This is a genomic window from Sporosarcina sp. So3-204 (assembly GCF_058068165.1).
Genome location: NZ_CM176485.1, coordinates 450,946 through 473,891, shown reverse-complemented (window position 1 = coordinate 473,891; position 22,946 = coordinate 450,946). Strand labels below are relative to the sequence as shown.

Annotated in this window: 26 protein-coding genes; all 26 read right to left on the bottom strand. The window is 39.5% G+C overall.

What is annotated here, in order from left to right:
- Positions 1-7 precede the first annotated feature (7 nt).
- The 26 genes from AC3RV6_RS02315 to prfA all read right to left on the bottom strand — a co-directional run bounded on the left by AC3RV6_RS02315 (position 8) and on the right by prfA (position 22,847).
- Positions 8-1,003, bottom strand: coding sequence for a rod shape-determining protein (locus tag AC3RV6_RS02315; protein ID WP_489747867.1), 996 nt, complete (start codon positions 1,001-1,003; stop codon positions 8-10).
- A gap of 152 nt (positions 1,004-1,155) precedes the next feature.
- Entirely contained in the window at positions 1,156-1,446 is a 291-nt protein-coding gene (locus tag AC3RV6_RS02310; RefSeq protein WP_489747866.1) for a sporulation transcriptional regulator SpoIIID, read from the bottom strand.
- Between the two features lie 274 nt (positions 1,447-1,720).
- Complete coding sequence (locus AC3RV6_RS02305) at positions 1,721-2,389, bottom strand: peptidoglycan DD-metalloendopeptidase family protein (RefSeq protein WP_489747865.1); 669 nt, start codon at positions 2,387-2,389, stop codon at positions 1,721-1,723.
- Between the two features lie 31 nt (positions 2,390-2,420).
- Positions 2,421-3,386 carry a stage II sporulation protein D gene (spoIID, locus tag AC3RV6_RS02300; protein ID WP_489747864.1) on the bottom strand — a complete coding sequence of 322 codons (966 nt, stop codon included), beginning with the start codon at positions 3,384-3,386 and terminating at the stop codon, positions 2,421-2,423.
- 96 nt (positions 3,387-3,482) lie between these two features.
- Positions 3,483-4,781 (bottom strand): UDP-N-acetylglucosamine 1-carboxyvinyltransferase, encoded by a 1,299-nt coding sequence (murA, locus tag AC3RV6_RS02295; RefSeq protein WP_489747863.1) that lies wholly within the window; start codon positions 4,779-4,781, stop codon positions 3,483-3,485.
- A 365-nt stretch (positions 4,782-5,146) separates the two neighbouring features.
- Positions 5,147-5,383, bottom strand: coding sequence for a DUF1146 family protein (locus tag AC3RV6_RS02290; RefSeq protein WP_489747862.1), 237 nt, complete (start codon positions 5,381-5,383; stop codon positions 5,147-5,149).
- A 64-nt stretch (positions 5,384-5,447) separates the two neighbouring features.
- Positions 5,448-5,858, bottom strand: coding sequence for a F0F1 ATP synthase subunit epsilon (locus tag AC3RV6_RS02285; protein WP_489747861.1), 411 nt, complete (start codon positions 5,856-5,858; stop codon positions 5,448-5,450).
- Between the two features lie 153 nt (positions 5,859-6,011).
- Positions 6,012-7,427 carry a F0F1 ATP synthase subunit beta gene (atpD, locus tag AC3RV6_RS02280; protein WP_489747860.1) on the bottom strand — a complete coding sequence of 472 codons (1,416 nt, stop codon included), beginning with the start codon at positions 7,425-7,427 and terminating at the stop codon, positions 6,012-6,014.
- 189 nt (positions 7,428-7,616) lie between these two features.
- Positions 7,617-8,471 (bottom strand): ATP synthase F1 subunit gamma, encoded by an 855-nt coding sequence (gene atpG / locus AC3RV6_RS02275; RefSeq protein ID WP_489747859.1) that lies wholly within the window; start codon positions 8,469-8,471, stop codon positions 7,617-7,619.
- A 98-nt stretch (positions 8,472-8,569) separates the two neighbouring features.
- Complete coding sequence (gene atpA, locus AC3RV6_RS02270; RefSeq protein ID WP_489747858.1) at positions 8,570-10,078, bottom strand: F0F1 ATP synthase subunit alpha; 1,509 nt, start codon at positions 10,076-10,078, stop codon at positions 8,570-8,572.
- 25 nt (positions 10,079-10,103) lie between these two features.
- Positions 10,104-10,643, bottom strand: a complete 540-nt coding sequence (locus AC3RV6_RS02265; protein ID WP_489747857.1) for a F0F1 ATP synthase subunit delta — start codon at positions 10,641-10,643, stop codon at positions 10,104-10,106.
- Positions 10,640-11,194, bottom strand: a complete 555-nt coding sequence (gene atpF / locus AC3RV6_RS02260; RefSeq protein WP_489747856.1) for a F0F1 ATP synthase subunit B — start codon at positions 11,192-11,194, stop codon at positions 10,640-10,642. The genes AC3RV6_RS02265 and atpF overlap by 4 nt, the downstream gene beginning before the upstream one ends.
- Before the next feature lie 133 nt (positions 11,195-11,327).
- The gene (gene atpE, locus AC3RV6_RS02255; protein WP_489747855.1) at positions 11,328-11,552 is read right to left on the bottom strand and encodes a F0F1 ATP synthase subunit C; all 225 of its coding nucleotides are present in this window, start codon (positions 11,550-11,552) and stop codon (positions 11,328-11,330) included.
- Positions 11,553-11,620: 68 nt separating this feature from the next.
- Positions 11,621-12,331 carry a F0F1 ATP synthase subunit A gene (gene atpB / locus AC3RV6_RS02250; protein WP_489747854.1) on the bottom strand — a complete coding sequence of 237 codons (711 nt, stop codon included), beginning with the start codon at positions 12,329-12,331 and terminating at the stop codon, positions 11,621-11,623.
- Between the two features lie 121 nt (positions 12,332-12,452).
- Positions 12,453-12,824: an ATP synthase subunit I gene (locus AC3RV6_RS02245; RefSeq protein WP_489747853.1), complete on the bottom strand. Its 372-nt coding sequence runs from the start codon at positions 12,822-12,824 to the stop codon at positions 12,453-12,455.
- A 428-nt stretch (positions 12,825-13,252) separates the two neighbouring features.
- A complete protein-coding gene (gene wecB, locus AC3RV6_RS02240) occupies positions 13,253-14,404 on the bottom strand; it encodes a non-hydrolyzing UDP-N-acetylglucosamine 2-epimerase (RefSeq protein ID WP_489747852.1) in 1,152 nt (383 codons plus the stop codon).
- Positions 14,391-15,020: a uracil phosphoribosyltransferase gene (gene upp / locus AC3RV6_RS02235; RefSeq protein WP_489747851.1), complete on the bottom strand. Its 630-nt coding sequence runs from the start codon at positions 15,018-15,020 to the stop codon at positions 14,391-14,393. Before upp ends, wecB begins: the two co-directional genes overlap by 14 nt.
- A gap of 289 nt (positions 15,021-15,309) precedes the next feature.
- A complete protein-coding gene (glyA, locus tag AC3RV6_RS02230) occupies positions 15,310-16,584 on the bottom strand; it encodes a serine hydroxymethyltransferase (protein WP_489747850.1) in 1,275 nt (424 codons plus the stop codon).
- A 419-nt stretch (positions 16,585-17,003) separates the two neighbouring features.
- On the bottom strand, positions 17,004-17,546 hold the full coding sequence (locus AC3RV6_RS02225; RefSeq protein WP_489747849.1) for a TIGR01440 family protein: 543 nt from the start codon (positions 17,544-17,546) through the stop codon (positions 17,004-17,006).
- Positions 17,547-17,566: 20 nt separating this feature from the next.
- Positions 17,567-18,004, bottom strand: a complete 438-nt coding sequence (gene rpiB / locus AC3RV6_RS02220; protein ID WP_489747848.1) for a ribose 5-phosphate isomerase B — start codon at positions 18,002-18,004, stop codon at positions 17,567-17,569.
- A gap of 173 nt (positions 18,005-18,177) precedes the next feature.
- Positions 18,178-18,615: a low molecular weight protein arginine phosphatase gene (locus AC3RV6_RS02215; protein WP_489747847.1), complete on the bottom strand. Its 438-nt coding sequence runs from the start codon at positions 18,613-18,615 to the stop codon at positions 18,178-18,180.
- A 55-nt stretch (positions 18,616-18,670) separates the two neighbouring features.
- Positions 18,671-19,171: a manganese efflux pump gene (locus tag AC3RV6_RS02210; protein WP_489747846.1), complete on the bottom strand. Its 501-nt coding sequence runs from the start codon at positions 19,169-19,171 to the stop codon at positions 18,671-18,673.
- Between the two features lie 68 nt (positions 19,172-19,239).
- Entirely contained in the window at positions 19,240-20,259 is a 1,020-nt protein-coding gene (locus AC3RV6_RS02205) for an L-threonylcarbamoyladenylate synthase (protein WP_489747845.1), read from the bottom strand.
- A 50-nt stretch (positions 20,260-20,309) separates the two neighbouring features.
- Positions 20,310-20,879 carry a stage II sporulation protein R gene (locus AC3RV6_RS02200; RefSeq protein ID WP_489747844.1) on the bottom strand — a complete coding sequence of 190 codons (570 nt, stop codon included), beginning with the start codon at positions 20,877-20,879 and terminating at the stop codon, positions 20,310-20,312.
- 44 nt (positions 20,880-20,923) lie between these two features.
- Positions 20,924-21,778, bottom strand: coding sequence for a peptide chain release factor N(5)-glutamine methyltransferase (prmC, locus tag AC3RV6_RS02195; RefSeq protein ID WP_489747843.1), 855 nt, complete (start codon positions 21,776-21,778; stop codon positions 20,924-20,926).
- Positions 21,771-22,847, bottom strand: coding sequence for a peptide chain release factor 1 (prfA, locus tag AC3RV6_RS02190; RefSeq protein WP_489747842.1), 1,077 nt, complete (start codon positions 22,845-22,847; stop codon positions 21,771-21,773). Before prfA ends, prmC begins: the two co-directional genes overlap by 8 nt.
- Between the last annotated feature and the right edge of the window lie 99 nt (positions 22,848-22,946).

Sequence of the window (22,946 nt, the reverse complement as noted above, 5' to 3'; positions counted from 1 at the left end):
CTTTCTATTATGAGTAAACTTTCTCTTTACCTATTCGATCTAATAAAATACCAGTGCCTATTGCAACGCACCTAAGTGGATCATCAGAAATAAAGACAGGTACTTTTAATTCCTCGGCTAGTAATTGGTCAATGCCGTGGATGAGTGCCCCACCACCCGTAAGGAATATGCCACGATCAATAATATCCGCTGAAAGCTCCGGAGGCGTGTTTTCTAGGACATTTTTAGCTGCTTGAACAATCATTTGGACTGACTCTTTCAAAGCGCCGCCTATTTCATCTGAATAAACAGTGACTGTACGTGGTAATCCAGAAACCATATCACGACCACGAATATCCATTTGTTCTTTACGTTCTCTAGAAAAAACAGTCCCAACATTAAACTTAATTTCTTCTGCCGTACGTTCACCAATAAATAATTTATACTTGCTCTTTATGTATTGCATAATATCATTGTCAAATGTGTTCCCCGCAACGGTTACTGATTGAGAAGTTACAATATCGCCCATAGATAGAACTGCTACATCCGTTGTTCCACCACCGATATCAATAATCATATTTCCACTTGGCTGAAAAATATCCATACCAGCACCAATTGCAGCTACTTTTGGTTCTTCTTCTAAGTATACTTTCTTGCCTCCAGCTTTCTCTGCTGCTTGTCTAATTGCCTTTTGTTCAACACTTGTGATATTAGTTGGACAGCAAATTAAAATACGCGGCTTCGAGAAAAAACCTTTAACACCTAATTTATCTATAAAGTGACTTAGCATAGCTTCTGTCACATCAAAATCTGCGATGACACCATCTTTTAGAGGTCTAATTGCAATAATATTCCCTGGTGTTCTACCAACCATTTTCCATGCTTCTTCTCCAACTGCAAGGACTTTATTACTTTGTTTCTCAATCGCAACAACAGACGGTTCGTTTAGAACAATCCCTTTTCCTTTTACATGGATTAGGACATTCGCCGTGCCGAGGTCAATTCCAATATCTTTAGCAAACATTGCGCCCGTTTCCCCTTCCAACTTTTCATTGGCCAATTTTCTAGCAGTTTACACGCTCTTAGTTCACAATTTTACCATAGTTCAATGCGATTGAACATACTCTGGAGCTATTTTCACAATAATTCAGCATTAAAAAGAGCGTGCTCATGAAATCATGGCTCCGCTCTTTCACTTAATGAACCCTCTAACTTTGCAGTCTTCCTTATCCATTTGATTCTCGTCGCCTCGCCGCCTCGTAAATGTCTTACTGATTTATGGTAAGCAAGTATCTTTGCAACATCTTCTGACAAAGCTGCATCAACGATTGGCAAACGCTCAGTTAAGTCTTTATGAACAGTACTCTTTGAGTAACCTGTCGCTTTTGCCAGCGCTCTTACCGTAACTTCAGTTTCTAGCAGCAACTTACCGAGACGCACGCATCGCCTACGTATTTGCTCGTGCACGCCCTCTTCCTTTCATGTCAGATAGCCGTAACTTCATTAACTATATGCAATGGTTTCGGACGTTATGCGCGGTTGCGACAAGGCTTGCTTAGCTTTTGTTGAATTAACTCTATTAAATAACAATGCCTTAATTAAAAAAATAGCCACTCTGAATTAAATCAGAGTGGCTTGGTGCATTCATAATGAATTACGCCTCAAAATGTTTTTTCGGGCTCTTTCCAAAAGTCCCCTTAAAAATCTATGACATCTGCCGGAGGGGCTTAACTGAATTCAGTTAAAATGCCAAAGAAGATCGTGGGTTAATCGGTTCGCCGTCTTGCAGTACCTCAAAATGTAAATGAGTACCTGCGGTTGGATTCCATTCGTTAGATGAAGCAGTTGCTAGTGTATCTCCTTGTGAAACTTCATCGCCTTTTTTCACAACTATTCCTGTTACAGAACTATAAACAGTTTGCATGCCGTCAGCGTGAGTTAAAACAATTTCATCACCTTGGAAGACATCTGTTATAACTTCTTCAACGACGCCACTCATGGATGCGACAACTTCGAAAGGTTCACCATCTATCGAAATCGATAGACCAGTATTCGTTATATACGTCTGATTAAACACAAGCAATGCATTTTCACGCATCTCTTCGTCTGCTTCCATATCATAGTATTCTTGTATGATCGCTACATTATCTAGGAGGGTTTCAGAAAAAGGGTATTTGAGCGCCTCCTTTTGAGCGTTCGTCTCGACAATAAGCTCACCACCGCCTTCTTTATCTTTCGACGCAGTGTCTTGTAGACCTGGGGTTCCTTCATTTACAAAGGCGCTATACCCCCAAATCAGGCCAACGAATACAATTGCAATACTAGAATAGATAACAGGCCAAAACCAATTTTTCTTCTGTGGACCATTCTTCTTAATTTGAGAAGGAGATTTCGGTTTTTCTTCTCTCATAATCATCACCTCAATTGCTATTCTTAGCAAGTTAAGGAGTTTTTAAACATTCAGGCTCATTAATTGTTAATTTTTTTATTGTTGTTCCAGTATAATAGTGTTGAATGATTTTATTCGCGGTCCATCCTGACTGAGCCAATGCCTCCGCACCATACTGACTCATACCTACACCATGCCCATAACCAAGTGTTTTCACATGAACAATATCATTTGTTACATCAAAAGCAATGTCAAAATCAGTCGATCGCAAACCAAGGATTTCACGTATTTCACGTCCATTCTTCTCAAATCCAGTTGTAACAACTTTCTGTACACGTCCAGTTGGATTCCGAACGAGTTGAAGCGTTTTAAACATTTCGGCATTCCAGTTGGTACCAAGCGTAGCATTCCAAACATCAAGTGAGATTTCAGTATTTTCTTCATAGGACGGCGCTACTTCTGCTTCCCCTAGACTCTCAACACTTTGCAAGTATGGTATATCATTACCGCCATAATTTTTTGCTGTTTCTGTTTTCCCATTAGAAGTAGAGAAAAACATTGCAGAAATTAATTCATCTCCATATAAAACGATGTCCCCAGCCGTCTCTTCTGTCGCAAGTTTAATTTTTTGCTCATTTTCAGCGAAATCTTTGCCCCAACGCTTTTTTCGATCCTCCTCACTTGAAAATACTTGCGCAGAAACATCAACTGCAATTGGCTTTTTGCCGTTCTCCGTCAGTCTTAGTGCATAAGTACGCGCAGCAATCGCTTGTGCCTTTAACGCCTCTTCATGGAATGTAGACGGCATCTCGGCCGACACAACACCTCTCACATAGTCTTCAAGTGGAAGAGACTTGTCCGTACCTGAAACTGTAATCTTAATTGGACAAAGCTCAGCTTCTACAACTTCCTCATCTTCTTCTCGATTGACGACAATATCTGAAGCTTTTTGCAATAAAAATGGCGTATAAAATAATAAAAGAATCGATAAAATCAAGATAGCCCATAATTTTCTCATATCCAAATATATGCGCGCGACACTAATTTATGTATGATTTTAAAAACACAAAAAGGCCATCGCCTTGTTAATTCGATAGCCTTTTTATTAATTTTTTTATACGAGCTGAGCTGTTTGTTCTACTTCAACTTCAGGTGAAATACGAACAATGTCTGCACCTAGAGATGCTAACTTAAGATGGAAATCAACATAACCACGATCTAAATGCGACAACTCTGTCACACGCGTCACGCCTTCTGCTGCGAGTCCTCCAAGTATAAGCGCTGCTGCTGCACGTAAATCCGTAGCCGCTACTTCAGCTCCTTGTAAATCAGATGGTCCTTCTAAAATAACAGATCTGCCTTCAATTTTAACCGTACCATTCATGCGTCTAAATTCTTCTACATGCATAAAACGATTTTCAAAAACGGTTTCCGTTATAATACCTGTTCCAGTTGCAGTAAGCATAAGTGCCATCATTTGTGATTGCATATCTGTCGGGAATCCAGGATGTGGCATCGTTTTTAAGTCGACTGATTTAAGTGGATAAGCCGCTTGAACACGAATTCCTTCATCTAATTCTGTAATTTGTACACCCATTTCACCCATTTTAGAAATAAGTGCAGTGTTGTGTTCAGGTACAGCATTTTCAATGATCACATCGCCACCCGTAATTGCTGCTGCAACCATGAAAGTGCCCGTTTCAATCCGATCAGGAATAATATGATGAGTAGTACCATATAATTTTACTACGCCCTCAATGCGTATCGTATCTGTTCCAGCACCAATAACTCTACCGCCCATTTCATTAATGAAATTAGCAAGATCGACAATTTCTGGCTCTTTCGCTGCGTTTTCAATAATCGTTGTACCCTTCGCAAGGGCTGCAGCTGTCATGATATTTTCTGTTGCACCAACACTTGGAAAGTCGAGATAAATTTTAGCCCCTTTAAGACCATTAACAGCTTTCGCTTCAACATGACCATGACCAAAAGAAATTTCAGCACCCATCGCTTCAAAACCTTTTAGATGTTGGTCTATCGGACGTGAACCAATTGCACAACCACCTGGAAGAGCAATACGAGCGTAACCGTTACGTGCAAGAATTGGACCCATTACCAAAATAGACGCGCGCATCTTACGTACATATTCAAATTGTGCTTCATTTGATAGAGTACCAGTTGAGTCAATAATGACTTCATTTCTTTCAGGATGCCATTCAATTTTAGCATCTAAGCTTTTCAGCACTTCATTTATCGTACCAACGTCCGATAGATTCGGAACATCCTTTATAATATTAATACCATCTGATGCAAGTAAAGCTGCTGCCAATACCGGTAGCACTGCATTTTTAGCACCCTCAACACGGACATTCCCTTGTAATACACGTCCGCCCGTTATAATAATTTTATCCATTAAAGTCCCTCCGACTCATAATTCTTAAATACATATAATAAAACTTTTCATTATTTTTTAAAGTATTATTTAATAATCAAAACTCTTATCATTGTACCTTGTATAAACTAATTAAACAAGCTTCATTTTACCTAATTAATGGCTAAAGACGATGTGGTTTATAATATGTACACATTCATTGTTTTGTGTCATTTGGAACCGACAACCAAACATCACTCGAGTAATGTTTTTAAGCAACTAAATGCTTATTCTTCCATTTCCCCAAAAACGATGAGATAAACCCCAAATACGTTTTTTAAATATTTATTAACATGATATCGCTTTATATACAGCTTACCATATACAAAGCGATAACATGTGTCGAATTAATTAAACATAAACGGTAATCGTCCTGACCAATAGGATATCTCAAGAAAGAAATTTGATACGGCAGAACCAATCAGAATACTCAAAAAAATAAATAATATTTGTGCTTGAAACACACGATTTTTACGAACAATTTTTTCTGGCATAACTGCTTGTAATGCATAAAATGCGACAGCGATAAAAAAGATATGCGAAATAATTGCCAGTAATGGTTGGAATCCAAATACACCTTCCATTTAACTGTCTCCTTTCATAAAAAAAAGGACAGAAGAAGTTATTCCTCTGCCCTAAGTATTATTTTCAAGAATTTTTAATGCCACCGTGAACATTAATTCTGTTCATGGCACGTTTCAAATCAAGTTCAGATTTAGTAGCATCTGATTTCTCTTGTTTCGTTTGAAGTTCTGCTTCTGCACGTTTTGCAGCTTCTTTAGCACGCGCAAGATCAATTGTTGCTGCAGTTTCTGCACTTGGCGCAAGAACTGTAACAACATCAGGACGTACTTCAATGAATCCACCGTGAACAGCAACAACTTGTGTCGAATTATCTTTTTTAATAAGAAGCCCGCTTATTTGAAGCGGTGCGACCATCGCGATGTGACCTGGGAGTATTCCCATTTCGCCAGCCTCGGTAGTCGCAATAACCATATTCGCTTCAGTTTCAACAACAGGGCCGTCGGGAGTGACGATATTAACTTTTATTGTCTGCATTTTTTTCCCTCCTGGTCCCATCTAATCAAATACGCCCCGGTATAATTGCACTTAGTTTTTAATTAGAAAAGCATAATGCCCTCCTAAAAAATTCTATGCATCACCCGAGGCATTCATTTGATTTAACCGGGATTTTAATCCTGCTGAGGTATGTTAGACTTCTACACCCATAGCTTTAGCTTTTGCAATAACTTCCTCAATGCGTCCAACTAAACGGAATGCATCTTCTGGAAGGTGATCATAGTTTCCTTCTAGGATATCTTTAAATCCTTTTACTGTTTCAGCAACTGGAACATAAGAACCCTTTTGGCCAGTAAACTGTTCAGCAACGTGGAAGTTTTGTGATAGGAAGAACTGGATACGACGTGCGCGTCCAACGATAAGTTTATCCTCATCGCTTAGCTCATCCATTCCTAAAATTGCAATGATATCTTGTAATTCAGCGTAACGCTGAAGTGTTACTTGTACTTCACGCGCAACATTATAATGCTCTTCGCCAACGATTTCCGGGCTAAGTGCACGAGATGATGATGCTAGTGGGTCAACTGCTGGGTAAATACCCATTTCAGAAAGTTTACGCTCAAGGTTCGTCGTCGCATCAAGGTGAGCGAACGTCGTTGCAGGAGCTGGATCCGTATAGTCATCCGCAGGTACATAAATCGCTTGGATAGATGTTACTGAACCTTTGTTTGTTGATGTAATACGTTCTTGAAGAAGACCCATTTCTGTTGCAAGTGTTGGCTGGTAACCAACTGCTGATGGCATACGACCTAATAGTGCCGATACCTCAGAACCCGCTTGTGTATAACGGTAAATGTTGTCAATGAATAGTAGAACGTCCGCGCCTTGTTCGTCACGGAAATACTCTGCCATTGTCAAACCAGTCAAAGCAACACGCATACGTGCACCCGGTGGCTCGTTCATTTGACCAAATACCATTGCTGTATTTTTAATAACGCCAGAATCCGTCATTTCGTAGAAAAGGTCATTACCTTCACGAGTACGTTCTCCAACACCCGCGAATACGGAAATACCACCGTGTTCTTGAGCAATGTTATTAATTAATTCTTGAATTAGAACTGTTTTACCAACACCAGCTCCACCGAACAAACCGATTTTACCACCTTTGATATACGGAGCTAATAAGTCAACTACTTTTATGCCCGTTTCAAGGATTTGTACTTCAGTTGAAAGGTGTTCAAAAGTTGGTGCTAGGCGGTGAATCGGGTCGCGACGTTCAGACGCCGGAATTTCTTCACCTAAGTCGATAATATTGCCGAGTACGTTAAATACGCGACCAAGTGTTACGTCACCAACAGGTACGGAAATTGCAGCACCTTGGTCTGTTACTTCAGCTCCACGCTTAAGGCCGTCTGTTGAAGACATTGCGATAGTACGTACTGTGTCGTCACCAAGATGAAGTGCGACTTCTAGCGTCAACATTTCAGCATCCGCGTTTGGACGTTGAATCATAACTGTCAATGCGTTATAGATTTCTGGCAAATGACCGTTGTCAAACTTAACGTCTACAACTGGACCCATGACTTGAAGAACATGTCCTTTGTTCATTTTGTTTCCTCCTGTCTTACTGTATATAGAAAATTACTTTTTAAATTTTGGCCGAATAAATCAAAGTACGATTTTGGCTCTAAGTGCTAAAAAGTCTTAGCTCTAAGTGCTAACTTTTCCTGGCCCTAAGTTCGAAAAAGTTTTGGTGCCAACTTTTTTGGGCCGAATAAATCAAAGTACGATTTATTCCTATTCTAACGCTGCTACTCCACCAACGATTTCTGTAATCTGTTGTGTGATTGCTGCTTGACGTGCACGGTTAAATTGAAGTGTTAACGAATCAATTAATTCGCCTGCATTATCGGTAGCGCTCTTCATCGCTGTCATTCGTAATGCATGTTCACTAGCCTTACTATCGAGCAACGCACCGTAGATTAGGCTTTCTGCGTATTGTGGAAGAAGAACTTCTAGGATTGCTTCACTAGATGGCTCAAATTCATAAGAAGCAGTAGCTGTACCTTGTGCGATGTCCGTAAGTGGAAGCACCTTTTGACCCGTAATTTCATGGGAGATGGCACTAATAAAGTGGCTATAGTACAGATAAAGTTCATCATACGTACTATCCGTGAACATACCAACAGCATTATGAGCGATTTCTTTTATTTCAGCAAATGACGGGTGATCAGTTAGACCGACTACACTGTCAATAATGTTGAATCCGCGTTTCGTGAAAAATTCGAAGCCTTTGCGTCCTATCGGGAAAATAACAACGTCATCTTTTGACTTATGACGTGTTGCAATCGCGCTGGAAACTGCACGTAGCACGTTACTGTTATAAGCACCCGCAAGTCCTCGGTCAGAAGTGATGACGATGTAAGCTGTCTTCTTTACTGGCCGACTCACAAGCATTGGATGCTCATCAGCAGTACCTGATGCTATAGCACCTGTAACTTCTTGGATTTTCTCCATATAAGGTACAAATGCTTTAGCATTCAATTCTGCACGATTTAGTTTAGATGCTGATACCATTTGCATGGCACGTGTAATCTGGCTCGTCTTTTTTGTCGATTTTATGCGGTTTTGTATTTCGCGTAATGATCCCATTGGTAATTCACCACCTTTGTATTTTTAGATTTATCGTTCCGACAGTAACTGTCAAATCCGACACGTATTGATTTATTTCGCAAAATGCAAAATCTCAATTATTCAGATACAGCGAATGTCTTTTTGAATGCATTAAGAGCTGCAGCCATGTCTTCATCAGATGGAAGATCTTTCGTTGTAAGAATATGCTCTAAAATATTTGTGTGGTTTGATTTAAGCCAGCTAGTAATTTCAGATTCAAAACGAAGAATATCTTTGACAGGAATATCGTCAAGGTATCCGCGCGTAAGTGCATAAAGAACAGTTACTTGAATCTCAACTTTAACTGGTTTATTTAAATCTTGTTTAAGAATTTCAACTGTACGAACGCCTCGGTCTAGTTTACCTTGTGTAATTGCATCAAGGTCAGAACCGAACTGAGAGAACGCTTCAAGTTCACGGAATGCTGCAAGGTCAAGACGCAGTGTACCGGCAACTTTTTTCATTGCTTTAATTTGTGCTGATCCACCTACACGAGAAACCGATAGTCCTGCGTTGATAGCAGGGCGAACGCCCGCGAAGAAAAGGTCAGACTGTAAGAAAATTTGACCATCCGTAATAGAAATTACGTTTGTTGGAATATAAGCAGAGATATCTCCCGCTTGTGTTTCAACGAATGGAAGTGCAGTGATTGAACCAGCACCTAAAGTATCATTCAATTTCGCAGCACGTTCTAGTAAACGTGAGTGTATATAGAACACGTCTCCTGGATATGCTTCACGACCTGGTGGACGACGAAGTAGTAATGACAGTTCACGGTAAGCTGCTGCTTGTTTAGATAAATCATCATAAACGATAAGTACATGCTTGCCGTCGAACATAAATTCTTCAGCCATAGTAATTCCTGTATATGGAGCTAGGTATAGAAGTGGAGATGGTTGTGAAGCCGAAGCTGTTACAACGATTGTATAGTCAAGTGCACCGTTTTTACGAAGTGTTTCAACTACTCCACGAACTGTTGATTCTTTTTGTCCGATAGCTACGTAGATACAAATCATATCTTGGTCAGCTTGGTTTAGGATTGTGTCAATTGCGACAGTTGTTTTACCTGTCTGACGGTCTCCGATAATTAATTCACGTTGTCCACGGCCAATCGGAACAAGAGCGTCAATCGCTTTTATACCCGTTTGAAGTGGTTCGTGAACTGATTTACGTGCCATAACCCCTTGTGCTGGGCTTTCAATAGGACGTGTTTTTGTTGTTGCGATTGGTCCAAGTCCATCAACTGGTTGTCCCAATGGATTTACTACGCGGCCAATAAGTTCTGGTCCAACTGGTACTTCCATAATACGGCCTGTTCGACGTACTTCATCGCCTTCTTTGATGTCTGTATATGGTCCAAGGATAACGATACCAACGTTATTCGCTTCCAAGTTTTGTGCCATACCCATAACACCTGTTGAGAATTCTAAAAGCTCTCCGGCCATGACGTTGTCGAGGCCATGAGCACGTGCAATACCGTCACCAATTGCGATAACCGTACCAACTTCGCTCACTTCCATCTCAGATTGATAATTCTCAATCTGCTGTTTAATGAGAACGCTGATTTCTTCAGCTTTGATGCCCATGTATGTCACCCCTCAAATTTAAGATTTACGAACTAATAAGTTCCTTTTTTAAACGCTCAAGTTTAGCACTTAAGCTACTATCATAGATGCGATTTCCTATTTGCAGGCGAATGCCTCCAAGTAAGCTCTCATCTATTTTATTTTCAATGCGCAACGACTGTTTGCCAATATTTTTAGCGAACGTTGTTGAAATAGCTGTTCTTTCTTGTTCTGTAAGCGGTCTTGTTGAATAAACTTGAGCATCAGCTATTCCAGACACATCATTTGCTAGTTCATGGAACTCGTTAACAATGTTAACAATCTCGTCCATACGGTCCTTTTCAAGAACGACAAACAAAGTGTTTAGAATAAGTGGATTTGCTCCCTTGAAAAGGCTAGTTAGAAGGTCTTTCTTTTCTATCTTGCTCAATTTAGGGTTTTCAAGCAATTGCTTAAGTTCTACATTATCTTGATAAACCTTTTTAACAACATGTAGGTTTTCATGCACTTCAGTGATGTGCCCAGTCTTTTGCGCAAGGTCAAACAATGCGATTGCATAGCGTTTTGCTACAACTGATTGGCTCATTTAGCCTCGCCTGCCTTCGCAATCGTCTCTTCAATCAATGCGCGGTTATCTTCTTCGGAAACTGTTTTCCCAAGAACTTTAGACGCTGCAAGAACAGAGAGTGATACGAATTCTTCGCGGACTGCTGCAACTGCTTTTTCTTTCTCAGATGCAATCTCAAGTGTTGCTTCTTCTTTCAAACGAATCACTTCATTACGCGCTGCTTTCACAATGCTTTCACGTTGAGATTCTCCTTGTTCACGAGCATTTTCGACAATTGATTTCGCATCATCGCGTGCTTCTTTTAACAGACTACGCTGCTCTTCAAGAAGTTGCTTTGATTCTACGCGGCTTTTTTCAGCCTGTTCGATTTCAGTTGCGATTAATTCTGCCCGCTGATCCATAACACCCATTAACGGACCCCATGCAAATTTCTTTAGAAGTAGCATGAGAATCGTGAAAAATGAGACCGTAACGATTATGTCGCCAAGGTTAAGTCTTTTATTCAGGCCTGCTAGAAATCCTGGATCGGTTACATCTGCAGCCAATAGGACAAAGCTATCTAAAAACACGATTGTTTCACTTCCTTCAAGTGATTTCGTTAAAAACTTGTAACTTTTCTTATCGAAAAATAGTCATATACATAGTAGAACGGCGAAGGACATTAAACTACGCTCTTCGCCATTTTATATTGTATCGAACAAATTATTGATTCAAAGCGATAAACGCGATAACTACTGCAATAATAGGAACAGCTTCAACTAGTGCTACCCCGATAAACATTGTTGTTTGAAGAACACCGCGTGCTTCTGGTTGACGTGCAATACCTTCAACTGTCTTTGAAACGATCATACCGTTACCAATACCTGCACCTAGTGCACCTAAACCAACTGCAATTGCTGCTGCTAATAAACCAACTGAACCTACCATAATATATTTCCTCCTATATTTTCGTGTTTTTTTTGTTCCACCCGATTTTTCAGGCAATATATGCTTACTTAATGGTCCGTGCTCACTTTGTGTGACATATAAACCATTGTTAACATAACAAAGATAAATGCTTGGATTGCCCCAATAAAGATTGAGAAACCTTGCCAAGCGAGAGCAGGAAGTATCGCGCCGAAGTAGCCGAAAATACTAGAACCCCCAAGTGTTGCAAGAAGACCGATTAGAATCTCACCTGCATAGATGTTACCGTAAAGACGAAGACCGAGTGTCAACGTATTTGCAAATTCTTCAATGACGTTAAGTGGTGCTAGGAATGGAAGTGGTTGAATATATGTCTTCGCATAGCCTTTTGCGCCAAGAAGTTTAATTCCAAAGTAATGTGTCATTGCGACAACCATTACGGCGAGCGTCATCGTGATTGTTGGATCTGCTGTTGGAGATTTCCACCATAAGTAATCATCCCATACAACCGCGAATGGTAGTCCAATAAAGTTTGCTACTGCAACGAACATGAGAAGTGTGATTCCAAGTATGTGGAATTGTCCACCTGTTTTCCAATCCATGTTGTTTTTGATAATTCCTTTTACAAAATCCATAATCCATTCCATAAAGTTCTGCATACCTGTAGGTTTAACTTGCATGTTACGCGTTGCAAAGAATGCAATTAAAAATACAATTAGGCATGTTACGAAAAGCATTAGGATATTTGATGGATTGAAGTGTAATCCAAACCATATTACATCCGGATTTTTATGGTGCACGTTTCGTTCACCTCCCTTTAATTCGGTTTAGGCTTATTACTTTGATGTAGCATGATGTAAAAACTTAGCTACTTTTAGCGAAAAAGCAAAGTGCTTTGTAAGCTATTTTCTGCGAAAAGCTTTATTCATGCCTTTTGTGATATACGATCCTATCAACTAACAATAGGACATACGGTATCATCAAACCAATTACCGTACTACTCATGTCAAACTGCTCGGGGAGTGAGATTGCAATTGCCGCTGCCGCCACGCCTGATGCAAAACGCATCGCTGTTCCGAGTGAAGTTACCTTCTTTCCTTCCGTAAAACTACGGTCAAACCTTTCTAATCTACGAAGGAGAATCCAGAAATTGTACATTCCAAACAATGATCCTAGAATGAATCCTGCAAATACAGTTTTCCAGTCGGTGAATCCCCAACCTAGTACGAACAAAGCGAGCAAAAAAAAGAGAGCTCTTCTCTGCCTGTTATAGATTTCCTGAAATGACTGCATTTTCGTTATTCTCCCGATTCGTATTTCGTGAATTGTCTAGCCGTCCATAAGGATTGGAACAATGACACTGCGAGTACACAGCCATGATGAAGCGTTATTATGCATTCTCTATCACTAGATTAAATTAGGATTGAAAGAACTAATCCATATTCAACTCCCCAGTGAAAGTATGATAGAAATAGCATGTAACAGGTCATAAATTCAAGCTTCATATGTATGAAAGGCTATCATTGTTACCCTTTGTAATCATACATTAGGCTAAAAATGATGTCAATTGATTCCCAGGATATTATTCACTTTATAGATACATTGTCAAACATCGGACAAAATTGGAGCACTTTTGTCGAAATTACTTATAATTAACGCAAAGCGTGGCCATGATTTTACAGTTTTATACAATTTGATAACTATTAACGGTTATTAATCAATTATAAGGAAGAAAGATACTCTTTTAACGCGACAACGATACGCTCAGAAGCATGTCCATCTCCGTAGGGATTTGAAGCAAATGCCATTCTCTCGTATTCTTTTGCATCCGTTAAGAGTTCATCCGTTAATTCAAAAATCTTGTTTTCGTCAGTACCCGCAAGTTTTAATGTGCCTGCTTCTATGCCTTCTGGACGTTCTGTCGTATCGCGTAGCACGATGACTGGTTTTCCAAGCGAAGGCGCTTCTTCTTGAATGCCGCCTGAATCAGTTAAAATAATATGTGAAGCTGCTGCAAAGTTATGGAAATCAACAACTTCTAGCGGTTCAATTAAGTGTACACGTTCATTTATTCCGAACATTTCATCTGCGATTTCACGTACAATCGGATTCATATGTACCGGGTAGACCACTTGAATATCATCGTGCTTCTCAAGTAAGCGATTGATTGCGCGGAACATATTACGCATAGGTTCACCTAGGTTTTCCCGACGATGTGCAGTGAGAAGAATAAGTTTATCCTGACCAATTTTCTCTAAGATAGGATGTGTATATTGTTCTCGTACCGTTGTTTGAAGCGCATCGATTGCCGTGTTCCCTGTAATATATATACGATCCTTAGGCTTGCCTTCATCTATTAGGTTTTGTGCTGATTTATCAGTTGGTGAAAAATGAAGATCCGCAAGCACACCAGTTAGCTGGCGATTCATTTCTTCAGGATACGGTGAATACTTATCCCATGTTCGAAGTCCTGCCTCCACATGACCAACCGCAATTTTATTGTAAAATGCAGCAAGACTACCAATGAATGTCGTTGCAGTATCACCGTGAACTAGTACGATATCAGGCTTCGCTTCTTTCATTATACGATCTAGCCCTTCAAGTCCTCTAGTTGCTACGTCAATCAGCGTTTGCCGATCTTTCATAATATTCAAGTCATAATCAGGTTTAATATTAAATGTTGAAAGTACTTGGTCAAGCATTTCACGGTGCTGCGCAGTAACTGTCACAATCGATTCGATGTCTTCCTGGTGCTTCTCAAGTTCGATTACGAGCGGGGCCATTTTAATCGCTTCAGGTCTCGTACCAAAAATCGTCATTACTTTCCATTTCTTCTTCACAACGTTCACGCCTTCCAAATCATTTAGTTCCATAAAGTCGGTCACCTGCGTCACCAAGTCCAGGAACGATATAACCTTTTTCATTCAACTTTTCATCCAATGCAGCAATATATAAATCTACATCTGGATGTGCTTCAGTCAACGCTTTTACTCCCTCAGGCGCAGCAATTAAACACATAAACTTTATCTTTTTAGCGCCGCGACTTTTTAAAGATTCAACTGCAGCAATTGCAGAACCACCAGTTGCCAACATCGGATCTACAAGAATAAAATCACGTTCAGCCACATCATTTGGTAATTTCACATAATATTCTACAGGCATTAGTGTCTCTGGATCACGATAAAGACCAATATGCCCCACTTTAGCAGCTGGAATCAAGTTTAAAATTCCTTCTACCATACCTAAACCAGCACGTAGGATTGGTACGATTCCTAGCTTTTTGCCTGCTAGAATTTGTGATGTTCCTTTTTGTACAGGCGTTTCTATTTCTTTTTCTGTAAGTGGTAAGTTTCGTGTAATTTCATAAGCCATAAGTGTTGCGACTTCATCAACAAGCTCTCTAAATTCTTTAGTCCCTGTATTTTTATCCCTTATATACGTTAATTTGTGTTGAATAAGTGGATGATCTAGTACATATACGTTAGCCATTTGTTTTCGCTCCTCTTTAGAAATGTCCCGTTTAGTATAGCAGAATTTAGTTCGTTCTAACAGATAACGCCTTGAAAAATTAGTTTGTGCTTTAGGATTTCCGCCTCAGATAGAGCTTCGGTACTTTCGAAGTCTCGATTCGGCTGAAGCCAAGCCCGCGGAAAGCGTCCGCCTGTAGCGGAAATTAACGTTTTCCGGAGATTCCAGTACCTCTTACGATTATGAAATCTACCCAGGTATAAAAAAATAAGCCACTTTCTTTAAAAGAAAGTGGCTTACCAGTATTTACTTAATCAACATAAATCGGGAATTTCGCAACAAGTGCGCTAACGCGTGCCGATGCTTCTTTTTTAATAGCTTCATCTTCATGATTCTTCAGAACTGAAGCCATAATAGATGCAACTTCTTTCATTTCTTCTTCTTTAAAGCCGCGTGTTGTAACCGCTGGTGTACCAATACGGATACCAGAAGTTATAAACTTGCTTTCAGTATCGAAAGGAACTGCGTTTTTATTAACAGTGATTTGAACTTCATCAAGAACTTCTTCCGCAACTTGACCAGTAATGCCAAGTGAGCTTAGGTTAACAAGTACTAAGTGGTTATCTGTTCCACCCGATACAATGTTAATACCTTCTGCTTTTAGACCTTCTGCTAATGTTGCTGCATTTTTCTTAACTTGTTGAATATGTGTTTTGAATTCCGGTTGTTGCGCTTCTCCAAATGCAACCGCTTTCGCTGCAATAACGTGCATTAGAGGTCCACCTTGAATTCCTGGGAATACAGTACTATCGATTTTTTTGCCGAACTCTTCATTACATAAAATAAATCCACCACGTGGTCCACGAAGTGTTTTATGAGTTGTAGAAGTTACAAAGTGAGCATGTGGAACTGGGTTAGGGTGTTCGCCTACAGCAACAAGACCAGCAATATGTGCCATGTCAACGAAGAAGTACGCGCCTACTTCATCTGCAATCTCACGGAATTTAGCAAAGTCAATTTCACGTGGGTATGCGCTTGCGCCAGCAACGATCATTTTTGGTTTGTGCTCAAGTGCTTTTTGACGAACATCTTCATAATCGATTAGTTCATCTTCTTTTTTAACACCGTAATCAATAAAGTTATATAGTTTACCTGAGAAGTTTACCGGGCTACCGTGCGTTAAGTGACCACCGTGTGAAAGATTCATACCTAGAACCGTGTCACCTGGTTGTAGCACTGTGAAATAAACTGCCATGTTCGCCTGTGCACCTGAGTGAGGTTGAACGTTAGCGTATTCTGCACCGAAGATTTCTTTCAAACGGTCACGTGCTGCATCCTCAACGACGTCAACATGTTCACAACCACCGTAGTAGCGTTTGCCAGGGTAACCTTCTGCATATTTATTAGTCAATACTGATCCTTGAGCTTCCATAACAGCTTCTGTTACGAAGTTTTCTGAAGCGATCAGTTCAATATTAGATTGTTGGCGTTTTCTCTCAGCCATAATTGCATCGTAAATTACAGTATCCTGTTTCTTTACTTGCTCTAGCTGTGCTGAAAGATTCTTAATTGTAACTTGTCCCATTCGTCATTCCCCTTTTATGTTAATATTTTGTCCAGTGAATAGCAGTCAGAAGAACAGTCACAAACCAATTTAGTTCATACCTATTACATCTAAAAGCTCACGACCGTTTGGAAATCTTACAGTCGTTGTCGCTGTTACCCCGACAATAAATTTGATAGTCTATGCGCTATCTTTATCTTTTATGATCGCTTACTGTTTTACGTTCAAAACGACCTCGTTCGAACAACTCCCTGAACAGTAACTAAACACAAAGTTGTCCGGGCTGACCGAACTAAATCAATTATAACATTTTCAGACAATTATGATAGTATAATCCGTCTACTTTCATGACTTCTTGCACACCTTACGTTTGGAGAAGGGGTAATCCATACGTAAGTTACCTAAATTCTTTATTAGCATAAAATTAACTTCAAAATGCTTTAGTAAGTAGCACGCGCTCCACCTATTAATTTTGGTCGAGTCGTTGCGATTGTAACAACTGCATCTCCAATTTTAGAAACAGAAGTTCTAATCGGAATAACAACGGCTTTTAAATGCATGCCTATTAAAGTTTGTCCAATGTCAATCCCAGCTATAGCACGAATTTCTTCTACAACGACAGCATCATTTAAATGTTCAAATGCATAAGCTGACATTGAACCACCGGCATTAATTACCGGAATGACAGAAACCGGCTCAAGATTGAACAACTTTGCAACTTGCCGCTCAATTGTAAGCGCTCGATTAATATGTTCACAACCTTGAAAAGCAAGATGGATTTTATGTTGTTCTGCAAATTCTTTTAATGGTTCAAATAGTGTTTCGCCAATTTCCATTGCGCCAGCGGTTCCTATTTTCTTCCCTGCAATTTCAGAAGTAGAGCAACCAACTACGAATAGCCCACCTTCTTCAAATTGAACCTGTTCAGCCATTTCAGCAAGTAATACTTCGAGCTGATGCTTCCACAATTTTAAACTGTCCACAAGTATCTCTCCTTACGGTCTCAGTTTTCTAGTTCCATTATTTTACTAACGCGTCGTTCATGTCGGCCACCTTCAAAAGAGGTATCAAGCCAAGTTGAAACGATTTCTAGTGCGTGCCCTGCGCCAATTACACGTTCTCCCATTGCAAGCACATTCGTGTCATTATGCTGACGCGTCGCTTTTGCACTGAAGACATCATGGACAAGCGCACAGCGAATGCCTTTTATTTTATTTGCAGCAATAGACATACCAATGCCCGTTCCACAAATTAATATTCCGCGATCAAATTCCCCACTAACAACGCCTTCACATACTGTTGAAGCGTAATCAGGGTAATCAACTGAGTCGTCTGTTTTTGGACCAAAGTCTTTAAATTCTATATTACTTTCAGTTAAGAACTGCATGATTTCCTTTCGAAGCCTATTTCCGCCATGATCTGAAGATATTGCAACTTTCATGAAATCCCTCATTTCTTAATATACTTATTATTCATTCTACCATTTTTTCAGAAAAAAGACATAGGTCTTCCCTCTATATACACACTTATCTAATAAGAGGTCATTTTGATTGATCAAATTGTCGATCAAACTCGATATGCTATACAAAGACTATTATATGTAGACATTTCTTTTCAACTGTCCAATTTTCTTTCGAGTGCATCCATGAGCATTGTTAATTCTGTAAAAGTTTCTTTGTAAGTGGACAAATTCCCACCAAACGGATCATGGACATCACTGGAAAAATCAGAAGTTACGTAACTTTTTAAAGTAAATACTTTATTAACAGCTTCAGGATAGAAATTGAGCATCATTTGTTTATGTGATTCGGTCATTGTCAGTATTAAGTCAGCCCAAGCAACATTCTCTTTTATTACCGCTTGCGAAACAGGTGTATAGGGCATTCCCGCCTCTTCGATCAGCGTTTTTGCGTTTTGCGAAATCGGTATGCCGTTCATTGCGTTGATTCCAGCAGAGCGAACAGATACTTTTTCTATGTTTCTACTTCGAAGAATCGCTTCTGCCATCGGGCTTCTACATGTATTACCTGTACAAATTAAATAAATATTCATATATATCCCCCTTTAATAGAATAGTTAATTTACCAGAATAAATAAACTGTTTATTTCAATTCAACCATGTCATTACACCTATAATTAATAGCGCTAAACCTGCAACTCTTCTTAACACCTTACCACTTTTCAACCCAAGTCTATCTTTATAATAAAGTGCAAGAAAAGCAAAAATAAAAGAAAAAGCACCCGATGCTAAAATAAATAGTATTTTGTTCATATGAAGCATACCAAACGATACGCTCACCGAAAATGAGTCTATGCTAACCGCAAGCGCAATAATCGCCGGGTTTAATTTTAATGAAGACTTCTCATCATTATCTTGTAAAAGCATATGTAACCCAATTAGAACAAGTAATAGACTCGATAGTATTGTACTCCAGCCTGTGAAAATCGACAGAGAAAATTCCCCCAACAAGAAACCGAGGAACGGAAGTAACATATTTAAAAAGGATGTCCAAACCACTAAGGTAAACTTACCTTTTTTTATTCTCAAAAGTATATAGACGACTATAATATCAATCGTTGTTACCGCGGCTGCGAATAACTCCTCCAACACCAGGCCTCCCCACATATTACGTTCTTTCAACGTATGCGGAGATTGATTGACGTATTCAGTTTACTTTATATGTTTTTCCCGTTTGAAGCTTTTAAAAGACGATTCATAAAGGCTGTGCCCACGCCTTCCAAATCAGTTTCAATTGCAAGTATTACAGTTGCATCCGTCATATCACATTGTCGAAGCGCACGATATAAATTTGCCGCCAATGCTTCTTTATCATTGATTGAACCAATTGCAAAATACCAATCTGCTGATGAAAATATGAATTCATCAGGTCCAATGACCGCAACTCGTTCATCTTTCAAATGAAGTTTGGTAATTGTTTTTTCTATAGTCTCTATCACTGGCTCTATTATATAAAGCGGTGCATCTGGTGCATAATGTGTGTACTTCATTCCTGGTGAACGCGGTGCTTTTTGATTTGTCGCATCGCTCGTTGCTACTGAACCAATAACCGTTTCAATCATTTCTCTCGTTACGCCACCTGGTCTTAAAATAATTGGTGGCGTAGTCGTCATATCTATAACAGTTGATTCAAGACCAACACCTGTTTGTCCACCGTCTAAAATCAGTGGAATCAAACCGTCTAAATCTTTCCGCACATGTTCAGCCTCAGTCGGGCTAGGCTTTCCACTTCGATTTGCACTTGGTGCAGCGAGTGGTGCTTTTAATGCCCGAAGAAGTTCAAGCGCAACAGGATGATCAGGCATTCTTATACCAATCGTTTCAACACCTGGTGTTACGTTCGGTGCAATAATACCGGGAATTCGTTCAAAAACAAGCGTCAGTGGCCCAGGCCAAAAAGTTTTCATTAATAATTTCGCATCATCATTAATATTTATAGCGTAGCTGGCAACTTCTTCTTGCGTGCCGATATGTACGATTAACGGATTATCAGAAGGGCGTCCTTTTGCCTTGAATATTTTATCCACAGCCGCTTCTTCCGTCGCAACTGCTCCAAGTCCGTATACCGTTTCTGTAGGAAAGGCGACAAGGCCACCATTTCTTAATATATCCACAGCTTTTGCGTATTTCTCCTCATTATCCACAATGTTATCCACTGCCACAATAATCGTTTCCACAAATTAAACCTCCTTTATCCACAACTTTAGAGAGTTACCCACATTAAATGTTAGTAACTTTCTGAAAATAAGCCTTTAAACCATTCAAAAATGAAAAATGTCACTTCTTCTTCCTCTTCAACTTTTTCATCCACAAAACAAACTTTCGGAAAAAGTGCACACCACCAATTATCTCCACGTCCACTGCCAATGGTCATAATATAAGCGTCGTAAGTGGCTTGAGGAGTAACGAAGAAACCAGCTCGTTTTGGCGGGAATAGTGCTTCCCTTCTTTCTAACGTAATTTTTTTACCATTTGAAAGCGAACTAGCAATTTCAACTATTTTCCCCTCAAGTACTTCCAAGTTATCACCGAGCTCATCCACAGATTTAGAAGCTTCAACCGCATCTTGAATTAACGGCTCAATCTCTAGCTGTATCTTCTCTTTCATATCCTGGTCCGCCGCAGTGTTTGAATGCGCAAGAAGACGAAAACGAATTTCTTCTTCCTTTTCATTCACCCCTGCTGAAAATAGATAGATAATAGACTGCAATATGATTAATATAAGTATAAATTCAATAGTAGGCATTAACTTTTCAATTTTTGATGGTTTTTGTTTAATCTCGTAATCTGTTAGCATGTTCATCCCCCCCTACTCCGCATTGTTGCCGAAGAAAGAGTTATTTATTCATGAACCTCACAAAATATCATTCTATCTTTGCCGTTAATATCTTTTACAGTTTCAACTCGTGCATTCGGAAAGGAATTCTCAAAAAGTTTATGCACAGCTGCGGCTTGTTGATAACCTATTTCGACGCCAATTAAAGAAGGATTGTTCATAAGTCGGGGCAGGTTTTCGGCAAGCTTACGGTAAAAAAACAGGCCATCTTCTTCTGCAAATAATGCTTGATGGGGTTCATGGGATAATACAGTATCAGACATTTCAACAGCTTCCTCAAAAGCGATATAAGGTGGATTCGATAGAACGAGATCCCATTTTTCATTCGCAATCGGCTCAGTTAAGTCGCCTTCTTTAAATGTTATAGCCGCCTCATAGTTGGCAGCGTTTTTAATTGCGGTAGCAAGGGCATCTTTACTAATATCCGTTGCTGTCACATTAGCTTCTGGCCACTCTTTTTTAAATGTAATCGCAATTGCTCCGCTTCCTGTCCCAATATCAGCCATCTCAATTTCTTTATTCTCGAACAGACGATGTCCTCTTTCAAGTGCGTTGTATATTAATTCTTCCGTTTCAGGTCTCGGAATTAATACGCTCGGATTGACTTCAAAAATACGACCAAAAAAACTTTCTTCACCCAAGACGTACTGAATAGGCTTACCCATTTCAAGTTCTTTTACTTTGTTCCAAAATAAAGTCTGTTGTTCTTCTGTTAATGGTTCGCGAAAATTCATAAGTAATGATGCGCCTGTAAGTCCAGTCACATATTCCATTAAGATACGAACTGCGCCCGTATCCAGATCTTTTGCTTCTAATAAAGAAGAAGCCCGATTTAGGGCCTCAAAAATTCGTTCAATCATTATAATCCAAACTTTCTAGTCGATGCGTCTGCTCTTCCATAATGAGCGCATCAATTATTTCATCCATATTTCCTTCGATAATTTGATCAAGTTTTTGAATAGATAATCCTATTCGATGATCTGTTACGCGGTTTTGTGGGAAATGATACGTACGAATTCGTTCAGAACGGTCACCTGTACCAACGGCCGATTTCCTTTTTTGATCATATTCAGCTTGCGCTTCCCTAGTGAATTTATCATAAATTCTCGCACGAAGAACTTTCATCGCTTTTTCTTTGTTCTTAATTTGAGATTTCTCATCTTGACAAGATACAGTAATTCCAGTCGGTATGTGGAATAAACGTACCGCTGACATCGTTGTGTTTACGGATTGTCCACCTGGTCCTGACGATGCAAATGTATCTGTTCGTATATCTTTATCATGGATATCAATTTCCACATCTTCCGCTTCCGGCAAAGAAGCAACTGTCGCAGTAGATGTATGCGTTCTTCCGCTAGATTCAGTTTCAGGAACTCGCTGAACGCGATGCGCACCATTTTCATACTTTAATTTCGAAAATGCGCCATTGCCATTAATCATGAAAATAATTTCCTTAAAACCACCTAGTTCAGTTGGTGATGAATCCATAATTTCGACTTTCCAATTATTCATTTCCGCGTAACGGCTATACATTCTGAATAAATTGGCCGCAAATAATGCTGCTTCATCGCCACCGGCCGCGCCTCGTATTTCCATAATTACGTTTTTATTGTCATTTGGATCTTTCGGAATTAGCAGCAATCGCAGCTGATCTTCTATTAATTCGATTCGGTCTTCTAGGTCGGAAATTTCGAGTGAAACGAGTTCTTTCATTTCTTTATCTAACGGTTCGTCCAATAAACTTTTTGAATCATCTCGTTCTTGAAGAACGTTTTTATATTCGCGGTATACGTCGACAGTTTTTTGTAGACTTGCTTGTTCCTTTGAGTAATCACGAAGTTTTGTTATATCACTTACAACGTCTGGGTCGCTTAGTAATTCGTTTAATTGGTCATATCGGTCTTCAACTATTTGAAGTTTTTCGAACATAGTATACACCTCATTTTATCTATTTATTGTACGTGAAACAGCGTCTTAAATACAATTATTTCTCTGAAAAATAATCCTAAGTCAAATATTGCAGTTATA